Origin of the sequence: Nocardioides sp. T5 (genome assembly GCF_048161455.1) — a bacterium.
Lineage (GTDB): Bacteria > Actinomycetota > Actinomycetes > Propionibacteriales > Nocardioidaceae > Nocardioides.
On the sequence record NZ_CP182415.1, the window covers coordinates 4160237 to 4176168 of the forward strand.

A 15932-nucleotide genomic window follows, 5' to 3' on the forward strand; every position below is an offset into this window, starting at 1 on the left:
GCGGAATACCTCCCGGGCCGGTCCCGCTGTGCCCGGCATGACCGTTCCCCGCATCCAGCTCCACGACGGCACGTCCATCCCGCAGCTCGGCTTCGGCGTGTTCCAGATCGACCCCGCCGACACCGCGGAGGCGGTGGCCCGGGCCCTCGAGGTCGGCTACCGCCACATCGACACCGCCGAGATGTACGGCAACGAGAAGGAGGTCGGTGAGGCACTGAAGGCCTCCGGGCTCGCGCGCGACGACGTCTACGTCACCTCCAAGCTCAACAACGGCTTCCACGAGCCGGCCGAGGCCGAGCGCGCCTTCGAGAGGACCCTGACCGACCTCGGCCTCGACCGCATCGACCTGTTCCTCATCCACTGGCCGCTGCCGACCCGCTACGACGGCGACTTCGTCTCGACCTGGCGCACGATGGCGTCCTTCGTCGAGGACGGCCGCGCCGCATCGGTGGGCGTCTCCAACTTCCAGCCCGCCCACCTGCAGCGGCTCGTCGACGAGACCGGCGTCGTGCCGGTCATCAACCAGGTCGAGGTGCACCCCTACTTCACCAACGAGGCGGTGCGCGCGGCCAACGCCGAGCACGGTGTCGCCACCGAGGCGTGGTCCCCGATCGCCAAGGGCACGGTGCTCGACGAGCAGGTGCTCACCGAGATCGCCGAGGCCAAGGGCCGGTCCACCGCGCAGGTCACGCTGCGCTGGCACGTCGAGCGGGGCGACATCGTCTTCCCCAAGTCGGTGAACCCCGTCCGGATGAAGGAGAACTTCGAGATCTTCGACTTCTCGCTCACCGACGACGAGGTGGCGCGCATCTCCGGGCTCGACCGTGGCGAGGACGGCCGCACCGGCCCGAACCCCGACACGTTCGACTACATCCCCGACTGACCGTCACGCACCTCTGCAGCGAGGAGGCCCGACCCCGCCCCGGGGTCGGGCCTTCGTCGCGTCCAGGCGAGCACCGTGCAGGCAGTTCGCCCGGCTCGTCTCGACCCTGAGCGTGGCGGCCCTCCCGCAGCTCGCGAACTGCCTGCATGGTGCCGTCGGATCGCCGACCTGAGTGCTCATACGCAGGCGCGGCACGACCTCGGCGACCCACACTCACCCCATGGATCCCAGCACCTGGCAGCGCCCGGGCCTCCGCGCCGCCCTCCTCTACGCCGTCGCCGCCGGCCTCCTCGGCAGCCTCGTCTCCGTGGTCAGCCGCCTCGAGCTCACCCGCCGCTCGGTTCCGAGCGCCGAGCTCCCTGACGGGCCGCTCATCGTGGTCGCCAACCACACCAGCTTCGCCGACGGCATCCTGCTGGCCCTCGTCGGCCGCCGCCTGGGTCGCTCGCTCCGGTTGATGGCGACCGGCGGGGTCTTCCGCTCGGGCCTCGTGGGCCCGGTCGTCCGGCGCCTGGGGTTCATCCCTGTCCTCCGCGGCACCGACGCGGCCGCCGGTTCGCTCGACGCGGCGGCAACCGCGCTCGCGGCCGGTGAGGCGGTCGGGCTCTTCCCCGAGGGCCGGATCACCCGCCACCCGCAGCACTGGCCCGAGCGCTCGAAGACCGGCGCTGTCCGGCTCGCGCTCCGCACGGGCGCGCCGGTCGTCCCGGTGGCACTGGTCGGCGCCCAGCAGGTGGTCGGCAAGACGGGCATCCTCGCCCGGCTGATGCGCAACACCGTCCTGCGCCCGCGGGTGCGCGTCGCCGTCGGCGAGCCCATCGACGTACGCCGCCTGGCGGGCGTCACCGGCGACCACGCGGTCGACGAGGCGACCGTCCGCCGGGTGGCCGACGAGGTGATGACCGTGCTGGTGTCGCAGGTCGCCGAGCTGCGCGGGGAGACGGCGCCGCACCCGGCCGGCGTACCGGCGGAGGCGCTCAGCGCGTGACCGCCCGGACCCTCGGGATCGGGGTCGCGCTCTGCGCGACGCTCGCCCTCGGCGGGTGCAGCGACGACCGGGTCGACGACCTCAAGGCCAACCCGATCGCTTCGACGACCCCTCCGGGTGGCGAGCTCGTCACGAGCCGCGAGGAAGAGGCCCGGGGCGGCGGCCTCCTCGGCAAGCCCAGCCCCGTGAAGGTGCTCAGGACCTACGCCTTCGAGTCCGAAGCTGCCGCGCGGCGGGCCATGGGCGCACTGCGGGGCGAGGCCGAGGACGTGGGATGGAAGATCACCTTCGTCGCGCCCAACGGCACCAGCTTCAGTGCCGCACGGCCGCTCGACGGCCGAAACGCGACCTTGGACGTCGCGCTCAACCTCGACCCAGCCTTTCCGCCCGCTCCAGGAATCTTCGTCCACCTGAGCTCGTCGGGTGACTGAGCGCCCGCACCACCGCAGGAACGGTCAGGAGTAGCGGTGGCTCTTCTGCGGGTGGCCCTGCTCGCGGGTGCAGGTGCGCCCGCTCATGTTGCGGTGGCCGCAGAGACCCTCAGCGGCTGCCGGGGCCTCGACCTCCGTCGTCGCCTCCTTGGCCGTCGCCCCCTTCGACACGACCGGCGGGGCGACCGGAGCCTGGGGTCGGGCCGGAGCACCGCCTCCGCGCTTCTGCGCCGCGGCGTACTTCGCCTCGCGCATCGCGCGCAGGTTGTCCATCTTGCTCATCGCTCACTCACGCGACGAACCTACGCTCCCGCACCGACAGCGCCGGTCACCGGCTCCAGTCGATCGCGTCGTGCACGGCCTGCAGCCGCTCGCCGCGGACCGGGTCGTGCTGCGCGACCCAGGCGATCCGGCCGCGCAGGTGATCCTCGAACGCCGGCACGTCGTCACGGTTCTGGGTGCTCGGGCCGAAGCGGTGGCAGTTGTGCAGGATCGCCTTGAGCACGTCGACCTCGCGCCGCGCGACCTTGGGGCGCTCGTTCACCACGAGTCCGCCGAGGACCTGCCGGCCGGCGCGCGGCATCACGCCGGTCTTGCGCGGGTTGAGCCGGAAACCCTCGTCGCGCACGATCTCCTCGACCGTGTCGAGCAGCCGGGAGGTGCCGGTGGCCCAGCCGCGGTCGCCCGAGAACGCCAGGTCGTCGGCGTACCTCGTGTAGCGCCCGCCCCACGACCGCGCCAGGGCGGTGAGCCGGACGTCGAGACCGTGTGCCGCGAGGTTGGCCATCGCGGGTGACGTCGGCGCGCCCTGCGGCAGGTGCGGCCGGGCGAGCCGACGACCGAGCCGCCAGTGGGCGTCGAGGAGCCGGTCGTCGGCCGGGGCCGGGACCGCGCGCCACTGTGCGAGCGGGAGCACGCACGTGACCAGCCCGGCGAGACAGTGCGCGACGGGTTCGGGGTAGCCGGCGGTGCGCCAGATGCCGTGGACCCGCGACACGGTGACGCTGGCGAAGAACGCCTCGAGGTCCAGGCGCAGCACGACGGGCCTGCCTGCGTGCGGTGCGGCGTAGGAACGGACCGATCCGCCCGGCCGGAAGCCACGGGCCGCATCGTGCGGCGGGACCAGCGCGGTGACCTCGCGCAGCAGGCGGCGCTGGAGGGTCTTGAGCCGCGGCTTGGGTGCCTCGAGGACCCGGATCGCGCCGCTCGGGGCGACGCGGTGGCTGACGCGGTAGTGCTGGAGACCCGAGACGGCGGCGCTGCGGGCCAGGTGCCGCGGGTCCGCGAACCAGTCGAGGTCGGAGGGGCCGACCCCCAGCAGGTCGGCGACGTCGCCGAGACCGTCGAGCACCGGGAGCCGCCACCGGTTGGTGACCATCCGTGTCTCGGCGACGGGGCGGACGACGGGTCGGGCGCCGCGAGCCTTCCCGGCGGCGGGTCGGGAGGCCAGGTTGGTGGCGAGCTCCCGCGGCCGGTCGGCCGGCGGTCGCGGGTAGAGCTCGAGCACCTGCCGGGCGAGCGGCGAGAGCCACGGAGGCCGGCGACCCAGGACGACCGCACCGCTCTCGACGAGCCCCTGCCGGCTCCAGTCGCCGCCGAGGAAGCCGGCCGCGAGCGCCCGCGCGAGGTCGTCGCGCACTAGGCCCCGCGCGTCGGGTGCGGCAGCGTGGCCCGACCTGTCCCGTCGTGCGCGCGATGACCTGCAGCGGAGCGCAGCGAGTCGCGCGCGGTGCCGTGCCCGGACGTACCGGTGGTCCCCGGGGTAGCCCCGGAGAGACAGACCGATGACGCGCACCGGTCCGTCGTCTCGAGATCACGCTGCCGCACGCGGGCACAGTAGCCGCCCGTCAGGACAGTCGCCGGTCCTACGACTCCTCGAGCCAGGCCGCGAGGTTGGCGAGCGAGGCGTCGAGGCCCTGCTGGTGCGCGTCGGCGTCGATCCCCGGCGGCACGTCGGTCGCGTCGACGGCGACCCGCGTGCCACCGTCGCGGGCGGTGACGGTCCACGTCATCGTCATCCGACCGGCCGTCTCGGGGTCGTCGGAGTCGAACTCCACGCCCCACACCACGCGCTCGGGCTCGACGAGCTCGTCGATCGCGACGCGGGAGACGTCGGTGCGCTCGGTGGTCTTGCCGCCGCCGTCGGGAACCTCGTCGTAGCGCAGCGTCATCGTGAACCCACCGCCCACGCGCAGGTCGGCGTCGGCGAGCTCGCCGGTCATGCCGGAGGGAGGCAGCCAAGCGGCCAGTGCGTCGGCGTCGACGAAGGCGGCGTACACCTCCTGCGGCGACGCGCTGACGTCGGCGACGGCGCGGTCGATGCGCGGCACGTCAGGACCTCCGGCGCCAGACGACGAGCGACTGGCCGACGGACTGGTGCAGCACCGGCAGCTTGTTGGTCGGCTGGACGGCGGCCCGGGCGGCCAGGCCGGCGCGCAGCGCCTCGAGCTCGGCCATCAGCTCCTCGTTGCGGGCGCGAAGGGCGTCGACCTGCAGCTCGAGGTCCATGATCCGCCGCACCCCCTCGATGCCGATGCCGGCACTGGTGAGGTCGGCGATCTCGCGCAGGCGCTCGATGTCGCGGTGGGAGTAGCGACGGCCACCACCGCCCGTGCGGCCGGGCTGGATGAGCCCCATCCGCTCGTACGCACGCAGCGTCTGCGGGTGCAGGCCGGTCAGCTCCGCCGCGACGGAGATGACGTAGACCGCGGCGTCCGGGGACGGTGGCCGGAACATCCCGCTCATGCGTCGAAGAGGCCTGCGCGGAGGGGCTTGCCGGCGGTGGCCGCCCGGTAGGCCTCCAGGGCCTCGCGGGCGGTCGGGTCGAGGTGGGCCGGGACCTGCACCTCGACCGTGGCGAGCAGGTCGCCCTTGCTGCCGTCACGCTTGGTGGCGCCCTTGCCGCGCACCCGGAACGTGCGGCCGTTGGGGGTGCCCGGCGGCAGCTTGAGGGTCACCGGCGCTCCGCCGAGCGTCGGGATCTTCACCTCGCCGCCGAGCGCCGCCTCGTCGAAGGAGACGGGCACGTCGATGGTGAGGTTGTCGTCCTTGCGACCGAACACCCGGTGCGGGGTGACCTTGACCTTGACGAAGAGGTCGCCGGCCGGGCCGCCGTTGTCGCCGGGCGCGCCCTTGCCCTTCAGCCGGATCCTCGCGCCGTCCTTCACCCCGGCCGGGATCCGGGCCTGGATGGTGCGCGCCGAGGTGCCGCGGCCGCTGCCGTGGCAGGTCGGGCAGGCCTCGTCGTACACGAGCTGCCGACCGCCACACCGCGGGCACGTCTCGTTGATGGAGAACGCTCCGCCGGTGCCCGCCACGATGAAGCCCGCGCCCTCGCACTCGGGGCAGATGTGCGGACGGGTGCCGGGCTTGCCGCCGGTGCCCTGGCAGGTCGGGCACGCGGCGTCGGACGTCAGCCGCAGCGACACCGTCACGCCGTCGAGGGCGTCGGTGAAGCCGATGGTCGCCGTGCTCTCGACGTCGGCGCCGCGACGCGGTCGGGCCTGCTGCTGGGTACGTCCTCGCGGGGCGCCGCCGAACAGGTCGCCGAACATGTCGCCGAGGCCGCCACCGGCGGCGCCGCGGTCGCGCAGCAGGTCGTCGAGGTTGAACCCCCCGCCGCCGAAGCCACCGCCGGCACCGCCGACGCCGCCGCCCATCCCGGGGCCGAAGCCGCCCCGGGCCTGCAGCGAGCGGAACTCGTCGTACTTCTTGCGCTTCGCCTCGTCGCCCACGACGTCGTACGCCTCGGCGACGGCCTTGAACTTGTCGTGCTTGGCGTCGTCACCGGGGTTGGAGTCGGGGTGGTTCGCCCGGGCCAGCTTGCGGTAGGCCTTCTTGATGTCGGCCGCGCTGGCGTCCTTCTGGACGCCGAGGACCTGGTAGAAGTCCTTCGTCGCCCAGTCGTTGCGGAAGCCTTCTGTCTCAGCCATGGGTGAACCCCCTCTCCGTCTGCTCGGTCATCGAACGGGTGTGCTCAGGCGTCGGCCGGGTCGACCACGAGCACCTGGGCGGCGCGCACGACGCGCTCGCCCATGCGGTAGCCGCCCTTGGCGACGTGCTTGACCGTCGTCACCTGGACCTCGGGGTCGGTGCCGAGGTGGCTCAGCGCCTCGTGGAACGTCGGGTCGAACGCGTCGCCCGGCTCGCCGAAGCGGACCAGGCCGGCGCTCGCGACCACGCGCTCGAGCTGGTCGGCGACGGCCTTGAAGCCGCCGTCGAGCTCGCCGTGCTCCCTGGCCCGGTCGATGGTGTCGAGCACCTCGACGACCGGGGCGAGCGCCTTGTAGGCCGCGGTCTCCGCGACCAGCTGCCGGTCGCGGTCGACCCGCTTGCGGTAGTTGGCGTACTCGGCGGAGAGACGCTGCAGGTCGTTGGTCAGGTCGGCCAGCGAACCCTTCATGGCAGCGAGCTCGTCCTCCTCGGTGTCGACGTCGGTGTCGCCGGAGCCCAGGTCGGGGCGCTCCTCGGCGGTGCCGGGCGCGTCGCCGGCGACGGCGTCACCGGCGACCTGCTCCTCGACCTCGGTCTCGTTGGCCATCTCGCCGGCGGCGTCACCGAAGCCGGAGCCCCCCGGAGGGGGAGCCACGGTGGGCTCCCCCTCCGGCAGGTCGGTCGCCTCGGCGCCCGCGGCGGGGTCGACGGGGCGATCGGTCACTTGGACTCACCCTCGGCGGTCGCGTCACCGTCGGTCGAGCCGTCGGTCTGCTCGTCGACGATCTCGGCGTCCACGACGTCGTCGTCGGACTCTCCGGTCGCCCCGGTGGCACCGCCCGCAGCGGCCTGGTCGGCCTCCGCGGCGGCGTACATCGCAGCACCCATCTTCTGGCTGGACTCGCCGAGCTTGGTGATGCCGGCGGTGATGTCCTCGGGGGACGCATCCTCCTTGGCCAGCGTCTCCTTGAGCGCGTCGACGTCGGCCTGGACCTCGGTCTTGACGTCCTCGGGGAGCTTGTCGGCGTTGTCGGCGAGGAACTTCTCGGTCGTGTAGACGAGCTGGTCGCCCTGGTTGCGGGCCTCGACGGCCTCGCGACGCTTGGCGTCCTCCTCGGCGTACTGCTCGGCTTCCTTGACCATGCGGTCGATCTCGTCCTTGCCGAGCGCCGAGCCACCGGAGATGGTCATCGACTGCTCGCGCCCGGACGCCTGGTCCTTGGCCGAGACGTGCACGATGCCGTTGGCGTCGATGTCGAAGGTGACCTCGATCTTCGGCACGCCGCGCGGGGCCGGCGGGAGGCCGGTCAGCTCGAAGTTGCCGAGCGGCTGGTTCTGCGACCACATCTGGCGCTCACCCTGGGCGACCTTGATCTCCACCGACGGCTGGTTGTCGTCGGCGGTGGTGAAGATCTCCGACCGCTTGGTGGGGATGGTGGTGTTGCGCTCGATGAGCGTGGTCATCACGCCGCCCTTGGTCTCGATGCCGAGGGAGAGCGGGGTGACGTCGAGGAGCAGCACGTCCTTGACCTCGCCCTTGAGGACACCGGCCTGGAGCGCGGCGCCGACGGCGACGACCTCGTCGGGGTTGACGCCCTTGTTGGGCTGCTTGCCGCCGAGGAGCTCGGTCACGACCTCGGTCACGGCCGGCATGCGGGTCGAGCCGCCGACGAGGACCACGTGGTCGATGTTGGCGACGGCGACGCCGCCGTCCTTGAGCACCGACTGGAACGGCGCCTTGGTGCGCTCGAGCAGGTCGGCGGTGAGCTTCTGGAACTCGCTGCGCGTGAGCTTCTCCTCGAAGTGCAGCGGGCCCGACTCGCCGTGGGTGATGTAGGGCAGGTGGACCGTGGTCTCACTGGAGGACGAGAGCTCGATCTTCGCCTTCTCCGCGGCCTCCTGCAGGCGCTGCTTGGCGATCTTGTCGGCCGCCAGGTCGACGCCGTTGGCGTCCTTGAACTTCTTGACCATCCACTCCACGACGCGGTTGTCCCAGTCGTCGCCACCGAGGTGGTTGTCACCGGAGGTCGCCTTGACCTCGACCACGCCCTCGCCGATCTCGAGCAGGGACACGTCGAACGTGCCGCCACCGAGGTCGAAGACGAGGATCGTCTGGTCCTCGCCCTTGTCGAGGCCGTACGCCAGCGCGGCCGCGGTGGGCTCGTTGACGATGCGGCTGACGTTGAGGCCCGCGATCTCGCCGGCCTCCTTGGTCGCCTGGCGCTGGGCGTCGGAGAAGTAGGCCGGGACGGTGATGACCGCGTCGGTCACCGTCTCGCCGAGGTAGGCCTCGGCGTCGCGCTTGAGCTTCTGGAGCACGAAGGCGCTGATCTGCTGGGGGGTGAAGGTCTTGTCGTCGATGTCGACCTTCCAGTCCTCGCCCATGTGGCGCTTGACGGACCGGATGGTGCGGTCGACGTTGGTGACCGCCTGTCGCTTGGCGACCTCGCCGACGAGGACCTCGCCGGACTTGGTGAAGGCGACGACGGACGGGGTGGTCCGGGCGCCCTCGGCGTTGGCGATGACGGTGGGCTCGCCACCCTCAAGGACGGCGACGACGGAGTTCGTCGTGCCCAGGTCGATGCCGACCGCTCGAGCCATGGTGTGTTCCTCCTGCTGCGTATCTGCTGCGTATGGATGACGTGAGTCTGCTGCCATCCTGCCGCGCTTCGGCGGAGGAGGCAAAACAGTTGAGCCGATCCGGCTCAAGTCTGTTCATGGGTTACAACGCAGGTACGCCGCCAGTGTTCCCGATCCGGACAGAAATCTTCCGTGACCCGGCTCCGCCTAGCCTTGCCGCATGATCCGCCACACCGTCGCGTTCCGGCTCCACCACGCCCCTGGCTCCCCGGAGGAGGCCGACTTCCTGGCCGCCGGCCGGGCGCTGGCCGACATCCCCGGCGTCACGGCGTACGAGCAGCTGCGCCAGACCAGCCCGAAGAACGACTTCGCCTTCGGCTTCTCGATGGAGTTCGCCGACCAGGCGGCGTACGACGGCTACAACGAGCACCCCGTGCACACGGCCTTCGTCGCCGAGCGCTGGGTGCCGGAGGTCGCCGACTTCCTGGAGATCGACTACACGCCGCTCTGATCCCGGCCGGCGGCCCGGCGTCCGGGAGCGACTTGGAGGGGTAGTCCGACACCTGGAGGGGGTTGTACGCCCCTCCCAGTGGCGGACTCCCCGCTCGAGCGGGGACTCTGCGAGACCGGGCGGCGACTCAGCGGGACCAGACGTACGGCGTCGTCGTGGTCACGGCCTGCAGGCCGGAGCGCTCGAGGATCGGGCGGGACATGTCGGTGCAGTCGGAGTGGATGAACCGGATCCCGCGCGCCACTGCGGAGCGGGCCCGGGCAGCGACCAGCGCGCGGTAGATGCCCCGGCCGCGGTAGTCCGGCAGCGTGGAGCCGCCCCAGATCCCGGCGAACTCCGTGCCCTCGACCGGGGTGAGCCGACCGCCGCAGACCACCCGGTCCCCGACCTCCGCGACCCAGAACTCCGAGCCGCCCGACTCGAGCTCGGCCAACGAGGACGCCACCGAGGGTCCGCGCCCGGTGCCGAAGACCGACTCCTGGGCGTCGAGCATCCGCGTGAGGTCGTCGACGGCCGTCGGACCCGGCTCGAGACGGCGTACGACGACCGGGCCCTCGGGCGTCTCGGCGAGGGGTACGTCGACGGCGAGGCGGGAGGCCTCCCCGATCATCACGGTCTCGCGCGGCTCGGCGACGAACCCGTGCGCGACGAGCCGGTCACCGAGGTCGGCGGGCAGGTCGTGCCCGCGCGACTTCCACTCGAAGGACGCGACGTCCGTGTCGTCGCGGAAGTGCGCGACGGTCCGCTCGACCAGCGCGTCGAGCGCCTCGCCCTCGGCGCCGCCCAGGTCGCGGTAGGAGACGAACCCGCCGTGGTCGAAGACCGCCCACAGGAGCGGCCCCTCGCGCACCACCTCGTGGGCCCGCGCCATCTCGGCGTCGGTGCGCAGCTGCTCGTCGTAGGCCGCCAGGAGGGCGTCGGTCGTCATGGGCGGCAGCCTAGGGTGTGTCTCTCGACTCCATGGCCTGCTGCGCGCCGCCCTGCGGGCACCTCGCTGCGTTGTCGTCAGTCGTCGATGCTGGCGCATCGCCTCCCTCCTCCGCCTTGCGACGCACTCCGCAGGACGACGCTCGCGACGGCCGAGAGTCGAGAGACACACCCAGGTCCCGAAGTCAGGGGAATCTCAGGGGTTTTCGCCTGCGCGGAACCGCCTGGAGGACGCACACTTGTCCACGTGCTCCATCGGGGGAACCTGCGCCGGGTCGTCGGCGCCTCGACCATCGCGCTGCTGATCGCTGCCCTGATGGCGTTCTACGTCGCCGACATCGCCGACGCCGGCCCGACCCGCTGCCAGCAGCACCGCCTCGACGCGCGCGAGCGCGCCGCGGTCGTGACCGGTGAGGGACCGCGGGTGCTGGTGATCGGCGACTCGTGGTCGGTCGGGCTCGGCCAGGACGACCTGTCCCGCTCCTGGGCCGCTCGGCTCCCCGGCGAGGTGCACGTGCGCGGGTTCTCCGGGTCGGGCTTCAGCGCCGGCGCCAGCGGCTGTGGCCGGGTGTCGTTCCACGACCGCGCGCCGACCGCGGTCGGCGTAAGCCCGCGGCTCGTGGTGGTCGAGGGCGGGCTCAACGACTTCGACCAGCCCGTCCGGGCCATCGACCGCGGCTTCCGCAACCTGATGGCCGACCTCGCCGGCCAGCACGTGGTGATCGTCGGGCCGGCGAGCGCGCCGCTCCGGGCCCGCGCGGTGCCGCGCGTCGACGACCGGCTCGCGGTGCTCGCCAACCGCTACGGCGTCCCCTACGTGCGCACGAGCGACCTCGACCTCGACTACCTCGACGACCGCCTCCACCTCACCGAGGACGGCCACCGCGAGTTCGGTGACGCCGTGGCCGAGCGCCTCGCCGACGTGACGCCGACGCGACCGGCCCTGCTGGGACGCTGACCGCGCGCGCCGACCACGAGGGACCGGCCCTCACTCACTCGGCGAGCCAGGCAGCCCAGCTGTCGAAGGAGTAGGGCCGGCCCAGGAAGTCGGCGACCAGGTCGGCGGCGTCCTTGCGCCCGCCCATCGCGAGGACCTTGTCGCGATAGGCCAGCGCGACGTCGGCCGCGAAGAGGTCGTCGGGGTCGAACGCGGAGAACAGGTCCTTCGCGATGACGAGCGACCACATGTAGGTGTAGTAGCCCGACGAGTAGCCGTCGAGGTGGCCGAACGCGCAGTGCATGTGGGCGCCCTCGAGCGGCGGGAAGACGGAGTAGCGGCGCTGGAGCTCGTCGCCGTAGGACGTGAGGTCGTCGTGCGCCCCGGCGTGGAACCAGTAGGACCGCGCGGCGTAGGACATCTGCTGCACCGCGTAGAGACCCTTGCCGAACTGCTCGGCCCGGCGCATCGCCGCGACCAGGTCGGCAGGGATGGTCTCGCCGGCCTCGTTGCGCGCGAAGGTGGCCAGCACGTCGGCGTCCCACGCCCACTCCTCGAGCATCTGGCTGGGCGCCTCGACGAAGTCCCACTCGGTGGCGACGCCGGAGAAGCGGGCCCACCGGCCCTGGCCGGCGAGGACGTGGTGGATGAGGTGGCCGAACTCGTGGAAGAGGGTGACGACCTCGTCGTGCTCCATCAGGCCGCGGTTGAAGTTGCACACCAGGACGCCCTCGGGGAGCTGCTCGCCGGCGATGCCCTTGACCATGTCGAACTGGGCGGCGTGCTTGAACTTGCCCTCGCGCGGGTGCAGGTCGAGGTGGATCCGCCCGATCCGGGTGCCGTCGAGGCCGACGTCGTAGCTGGCGACCTCGGGGTGCCAGGTGCCGGCGTCGTCGTACGGGACGGGGGTCCACTCGAGCCCGAAGAGCCGGCCGGTGACGTCGAGGAGGCCCTGGCGGACCTGCTCGAAGCCGAAGTAGGTGCGCACGACCTGTCCGTCGACGTCGTACTGCTCGCGCCGGACGAGCTCGGAGTAGTAGCGCGAGTCGTAGGTGGCGACGGTGTCGGCCGTCGGGTCGTCGACCCGCTTGCGCTCGAGGAGCACGCCGACCTCGTCGGCGGCGCGCTCCTTGGCCGCCTCGCCCACCCGGTCGATGAAGTCGGCGACCGCCTGGCCGGTGCCGATCATCTTGACCTCGGTGTCGTAGTCGGGCCAGGAGTCGTGGCCGAGCAGCGACGCGGTCTCGCGGCGCACCGCCAGGAGGTCCTGGAGGACCTGGTCGTTGGCGGGCCACGCGACGTTGTTCTGTGCCAGCGCCAGCTCGTGACGGGCCTCGGCGTCGACGGCGAAGGTGATGAAGGGGACGAGGTCGGGGTAGTCGGTGGTGATGGTGACGAGGCCGTCCTCGTCGGGCGCGTGGGCGTCGCGGTAGTCGTCTGGGAGGCCGGCCAGCCGCTCGGGCGCGACCCGGATCGAGCGCACGTCGTCGCGGATGTTGCGACCGAAGTCCTGGGAGAGCTTGACGCCCTGCTCGCTGAGCTCGCGCAGGCGGTCGCGGGTGGCGTCGTCGCGGTCGACGCCGGCGCGGCGGAAGTCGCGCAGCGTGTGCTCGAGGACCCGGCGGCCGTCGGCGTCGAGGGCCGAGAGGTCGGAGGAGGTCGCCAAGCGGTCGAGGACGGCGTAGAGGTCGCGGTCGAGGCCGAGCTCGGTGACGTACTTCTGGACCTGCTGGCTGAGGTCGTCGGCACGGTCGCGCACGGCGGCGTCGGGGTGCACCTCGGCCCACAGAGCGACGGCCTCGGCGTTGGCGAGGGCGGTCTCGGCCTTGTTCCACGCGACCAGGACGACGGGGGCGTCGGAGGAACCGGCCTTCACCAGCCCGACCTGCTGCTGCGCCTCCTCGAGCTGGTCGTGGCAACGCTGCGTCACCCAGGCGAGCCAGTCACCGCCGCCGGGGAGGTCGATGGGGGCGGGCCGGGCGTCAGTCGTGCGGAGTTCGGGAGCCACGTCGTGGAGCCTACGGGCGGGGTGGGACATGCTCCACCGGTCCGGACCGCGGCTGCGAGGATGGGCCGGTGACCTCGGGGACCACGCCGGACTTCCGCTTCCGCGACATCTGGCTCGTGGCGTACGGCCCCTCCATCGTCTCCGCGATCGGCCACGGCGCGATGCTGCCGGTGCTGGCGCTGCGGGCCCGCGACCTCGGCGCCGACGTCAGCGTGGCCGCGGCGATCGTCGCCCTGCTCGGCGTCGGGCAGCTGCTCGCGAGCCTGCCGTCCGGTGCCCTCATCGCCCGGATCGGCGAGCGACGCGCGCTCGTCGGCGCTGGGCTGGTGGACGCGTGCGCGATGGCGTTCGCGGCGCTCACCGACTCGGTCCTGGGACTGGCGGCCGGGGTGCTGCTCAGCGGGGTGTGCTGGACGCTGTTCCTCATCGCCCGGCAGGGCTTCATGATCGACGTGGTCCCCGAGACCCACCGGGCGCGGGCGATGTCGCTGCTGGGCGGCTCCTACCGGGTCGGGGTGCTGGTCGGTCCGCTCATCGGGGCCGGGCTGATCGCGGTCTCGGACCTCACGAGCGTCTTCTGGCTGGGCGCGGCGATGTCGGTGCTCGCCTCCCTGCTCGCGGCCACGATGCCCGACCTGGGCGAGGAGAAGCGCGCGGCGGCACGGGCCAGCGGGCACCTGGGCGTGTGGACGGTGATCGCCGCCCACCGCCGCCTGCTGGCCACGTTGGGCACTGCCGTGGTCATCCTCGGGGCGAGCCGCTCGCTGCGGCTCAGCCTCCTGCCGCTGTGGGCCGACCACGTCGGGCTGTCGGCGTCGACGACGTCGCTCATCTTCGCCGGCGCCGCGGCGATCGACGTGGCGTTCATGTGGCCCGGTGGCTGGCTGATGGACACCCGTGGCCGGATGGTCGTCGCCGTGCCGGTGGTGCTCTCGATGGCGGTGGCCTGCCTGCTCCTCCCGCTCGCCACCAGCGCCGCCTCGGTCGCCCTGGTGATGGCGCTGATCGCGTGCGGCAACGGCCTCGGGTCGGGCATCGTGATGACGCTCGGGGCGGATGCGGCACCGGTCGAGGGGAGGTCGCAGTTCCTCGGCGCCTGGCGGCTGTGCGGCGACATCGGCAACACCGGCGGACCCCTCCTGGTCAGCGCGGTGGCCGCCGTCGCCCCGCTGGCGGTCGCGTGCGTGACCGTCGGCGTGCTCGGCCTGGCCGGCGCCGGCTGGGTGGGCTACTGGACCCGGCGGGTGGACCGGGACCGGGCTGCGCTCAGCCGACGGTGACCGTCACCTCGTTGGACACGACGTCGGAGTCGGTGTCCACGACCCGGAACTCGTTGGGGCCGGTGCGGCTCGTCTGGACGTACGTCGCGAAGGTGCCGCCGCTGACCGACATGGTCACCGGGAAGTCGGACCACGCGCCGTTCTCCATCCGCTGCACCTGCAGGATCGCGCCCTCTCCGGCCTGGTAGGTGCCGGTCAGGTCGATCTGCTGCATCGGGCTGACCGACTGCTGCGAGGCCGACAGCGAGATGCCGGTCGCCGGCGCCTCCGAGGTGGGCTCGGCGCCCGCGCTCGGCTCCGTCGTCTCCTCGGGCGTGGTCTCGGTGCTGGTCTCGCTCGGCTTGGGCAGCCGGAAGGTCGCAGAGGCGCTCGGGTCCGCGCTGGCCCCCGTGCTCTCGCCGATGCCGGTGGCCTTGACGCCGACGAGGACGGCCAGCCCGCCCAGCAGGCCGATGACCACGGCGACGCCGACCAGGGCGACGAGCCCCGTCAGGACGGGGCGGTTCTCGGTGTCCATGTCGGTGTCGGGGGACCTTTCGCGAGGATGCGGTGACCTCGTCATTGTCCAAGACGAGCGGGTGCCGGGCCAACTGACCCGCCCGGGCGGCGAGCCGGCCACCCCTCGTCGGACAGGATAGGGGCCATGCAGTCACCGTTGCGACACGGCAGGGCCGCCATCGGCACGACCCTCGCCGGCGGCGCGCTCGCCGCGCTCTCCCAGGCCCCCGAACGCGCCTCCCGCCTGCTGCGGCACCGCTACCCGACGGTCGCCGTCACCGGCATGACCGGCGTCGGCAAGACCCGCCTCGCCGACCGGCTCTCGAAGCGGGCCAGCGCGGAGTCGGCGGCCGGACCCGACGTGGGCTCGGCGGTCATGGAGCGCCGTACGCGTCGCAACGCACGGCTGCGCGGCTACCGCTTCCGCGTCGTCCCGGGCGAGAACGCCGCCACCCGGCTCGGCGCGCTCGACGAGGTCTTCCACGACGAGCCCGTCGACGGGGTGCTGCACGTCGTGGCCTGGGGCCACGCCACCCCCCGCCGCACGGGCGGCACCACCGGGACGGCGCTCGCCACCCGCGAGGAGCAGCTGGCCGCCGAGCTCGAGGACTGGTCGATCACGGCGCACCGGATCGCGAGCATGGCGGTACGCCGCGACCGGCCGACGTGGCTGGTCGTCGCGGTCACCAAGGCCGACCTCTTCGCCGACGACGTCGACGCCGCGGTGCACTACTACTCCCCCGGCAGCGGTACGCCGTTCGGCGACAAGCTCGACGAGCTGCGCGCGCTCGCCGGTGGCGCCAAGCTCTCCATCGACGTGCTGCCCGTGTGCGCCCGCGGTGGCGACAAGCGCTCCCCGATGCCCGAGAAGGCGTGCAACGACCTGCTCGGCCGGCTCGAGCTCCGGATGGCGCAGCTCAGCGGCCACGTCTGAGCCCGACTGCGGTGGGTCGGGG

Annotated in this window: 17 protein-coding genes; 7 read left to right on the forward strand and 10 right to left on the reverse strand. The window is 72.7% G+C overall.

Going from position 1 to position 15932, the window contains the following annotated elements:
- Window positions 1–37 precede the first annotated feature (37 nt).
- The 3 genes from ACNKF0_RS20355 to ACNKF0_RS20365 all read left to right on the forward strand — a co-directional run bounded on the left by ACNKF0_RS20355 (window position 38) and on the right by ACNKF0_RS20365 (window position 2302).
- Window positions 38–883 carry an aldo/keto reductase gene (locus ACNKF0_RS20355; protein ID WP_416954609.1) on the forward strand — a complete coding sequence of 282 codons (846 nt, stop codon included), beginning with the start codon at window positions 38–40 and terminating at the stop codon, window positions 881–883.
- 220 nt (window positions 884–1103) lie between these two features.
- Window positions 1104–1871: a lysophospholipid acyltransferase family protein gene (locus ACNKF0_RS20360; protein WP_416954610.1), complete on the forward strand. Its 768-nt coding sequence runs from the start codon at window positions 1104–1106 to the stop codon at window positions 1869–1871.
- Window positions 1868–2302 carry a hypothetical protein gene (locus tag ACNKF0_RS20365; protein ID WP_416954611.1) on the forward strand — a complete coding sequence of 145 codons (435 nt, stop codon included), beginning with the start codon at window positions 1868–1870 and terminating at the stop codon, window positions 2300–2302. The genes ACNKF0_RS20360 and ACNKF0_RS20365 overlap by 4 nt, the downstream gene beginning before the upstream one ends.
- Before the next feature lie 24 nt (window positions 2303–2326).
- On the opposite strand, the gene ACNKF0_RS20370 is transcribed toward ACNKF0_RS20365, so the two are convergent.
- The 7 genes from ACNKF0_RS20370 to dnaK all read right to left on the reverse strand — a co-directional run bounded on the left by ACNKF0_RS20370 (window position 2327) and on the right by dnaK (window position 8836).
- Window positions 2327–2584, reverse strand: coding sequence for a hypothetical protein (locus tag ACNKF0_RS20370; RefSeq protein ID WP_416954612.1), 258 nt, complete (start codon window positions 2582–2584; stop codon window positions 2327–2329).
- A gap of 46 nt (window positions 2585–2630) precedes the next feature.
- On the reverse strand, window positions 2631–3941 hold the full coding sequence (locus ACNKF0_RS20375; protein WP_416954613.1) for a reverse transcriptase family protein: 1311 nt from the start codon (window positions 3939–3941) through the stop codon (window positions 2631–2633).
- 226 nt (window positions 3942–4167) lie between these two features.
- A complete protein-coding gene (locus ACNKF0_RS20380) occupies window positions 4168–4632 on the reverse strand; it encodes an SRPBCC domain-containing protein (protein ID WP_416954614.1) in 465 nt (154 codons plus the stop codon).
- Between the two features lies 1 nt (window position 4633).
- Window positions 4634–5047: a heat shock protein transcriptional repressor HspR gene (locus tag ACNKF0_RS20385; protein ID WP_416954615.1), complete on the reverse strand. Its 414-nt coding sequence runs from the start codon at window positions 5045–5047 to the stop codon at window positions 4634–4636.
- A complete protein-coding gene (gene dnaJ, locus ACNKF0_RS20390) occupies window positions 5044–6234 on the reverse strand; it encodes a molecular chaperone DnaJ (protein WP_416954616.1) in 1191 nt (396 codons plus the stop codon). The genes ACNKF0_RS20385 and dnaJ overlap by 4 nt, the downstream gene beginning before the upstream one ends.
- 44 nt (window positions 6235–6278) lie before the next feature.
- Window positions 6279–6959: a nucleotide exchange factor GrpE gene (gene grpE, locus ACNKF0_RS20395; protein WP_416954617.1), complete on the reverse strand. Its 681-nt coding sequence runs from the start codon at window positions 6957–6959 to the stop codon at window positions 6279–6281.
- On the reverse strand, window positions 6956–8836 hold the full coding sequence (gene dnaK / locus ACNKF0_RS20400) for a molecular chaperone DnaK (protein ID WP_416954618.1): 1881 nt from the start codon (window positions 8834–8836) through the stop codon (window positions 6956–6958). The genes grpE and dnaK overlap by 4 nt, the downstream gene beginning before the upstream one ends.
- Window positions 8837–9035: 199 nt before the next feature.
- Here dnaK and ACNKF0_RS20405 point away from each other — a divergent pair, with 199 nt between their 5' ends.
- Window positions 9036–9326 (forward strand): Dabb family protein, encoded by a 291-nt coding sequence (locus tag ACNKF0_RS20405; protein WP_299931331.1) that lies wholly within the window; start codon window positions 9036–9038, stop codon window positions 9324–9326.
- Window positions 9327–9453: 127 nt separating this feature from the next.
- On the opposite strand, the gene ACNKF0_RS20410 is transcribed toward ACNKF0_RS20405, so the two are convergent.
- Window positions 9454–10254 carry a GNAT family N-acetyltransferase gene (locus ACNKF0_RS20410; protein ID WP_416954619.1) on the reverse strand — a complete coding sequence of 267 codons (801 nt, stop codon included), beginning with the start codon at window positions 10252–10254 and terminating at the stop codon, window positions 9454–9456.
- Between the two features lie 246 nt (window positions 10255–10500).
- On the opposite strand from ACNKF0_RS20410, the gene ACNKF0_RS20415 reads away from it, so the two are divergent.
- Window positions 10501–11211, forward strand: coding sequence for an SGNH/GDSL hydrolase family protein (locus tag ACNKF0_RS20415; protein WP_416954620.1), 711 nt, complete (start codon window positions 10501–10503; stop codon window positions 11209–11211).
- Between the two features lie 34 nt (window positions 11212–11245).
- On the opposite strand, the gene ACNKF0_RS20420 is transcribed toward ACNKF0_RS20415, so the two are convergent.
- On the reverse strand, window positions 11246–13198 hold the full coding sequence (locus tag ACNKF0_RS20420) for a M3 family metallopeptidase (protein WP_416954621.1): 1953 nt from the start codon (window positions 13196–13198) through the stop codon (window positions 11246–11248).
- A 68-nt stretch (window positions 13199–13266) separates the two neighbouring features.
- Between ACNKF0_RS20420 and ACNKF0_RS20425 the strand changes: the two genes are divergently transcribed.
- Window positions 13267–14478, forward strand: coding sequence for an MFS transporter (locus ACNKF0_RS20425; RefSeq protein ID WP_416954622.1), 1212 nt, complete (start codon window positions 13267–13269; stop codon window positions 14476–14478).
- Here the strand turns inward: ACNKF0_RS20425 and ACNKF0_RS20430 are convergent.
- The gene (locus ACNKF0_RS20430; protein WP_416954623.1) at window positions 14465–14995 is read right to left on the reverse strand and encodes a hypothetical protein; all 531 of its coding nucleotides are present in this window, start codon (window positions 14993–14995) and stop codon (window positions 14465–14467) included. The two genes, ACNKF0_RS20425 and ACNKF0_RS20430, sit on opposite strands and share 14 nt — an antisense overlap.
- 126 nt (window positions 14996–15121) lie before the next feature.
- Between ACNKF0_RS20430 and ACNKF0_RS20435 the strand changes: the two genes are divergently transcribed.
- Window positions 15122–15910, forward strand: coding sequence for a hypothetical protein (locus tag ACNKF0_RS20435; protein ID WP_416954624.1), 789 nt, complete (start codon window positions 15122–15124; stop codon window positions 15908–15910).
- Window positions 15911–15932: the final 22 nt, after the last annotated feature.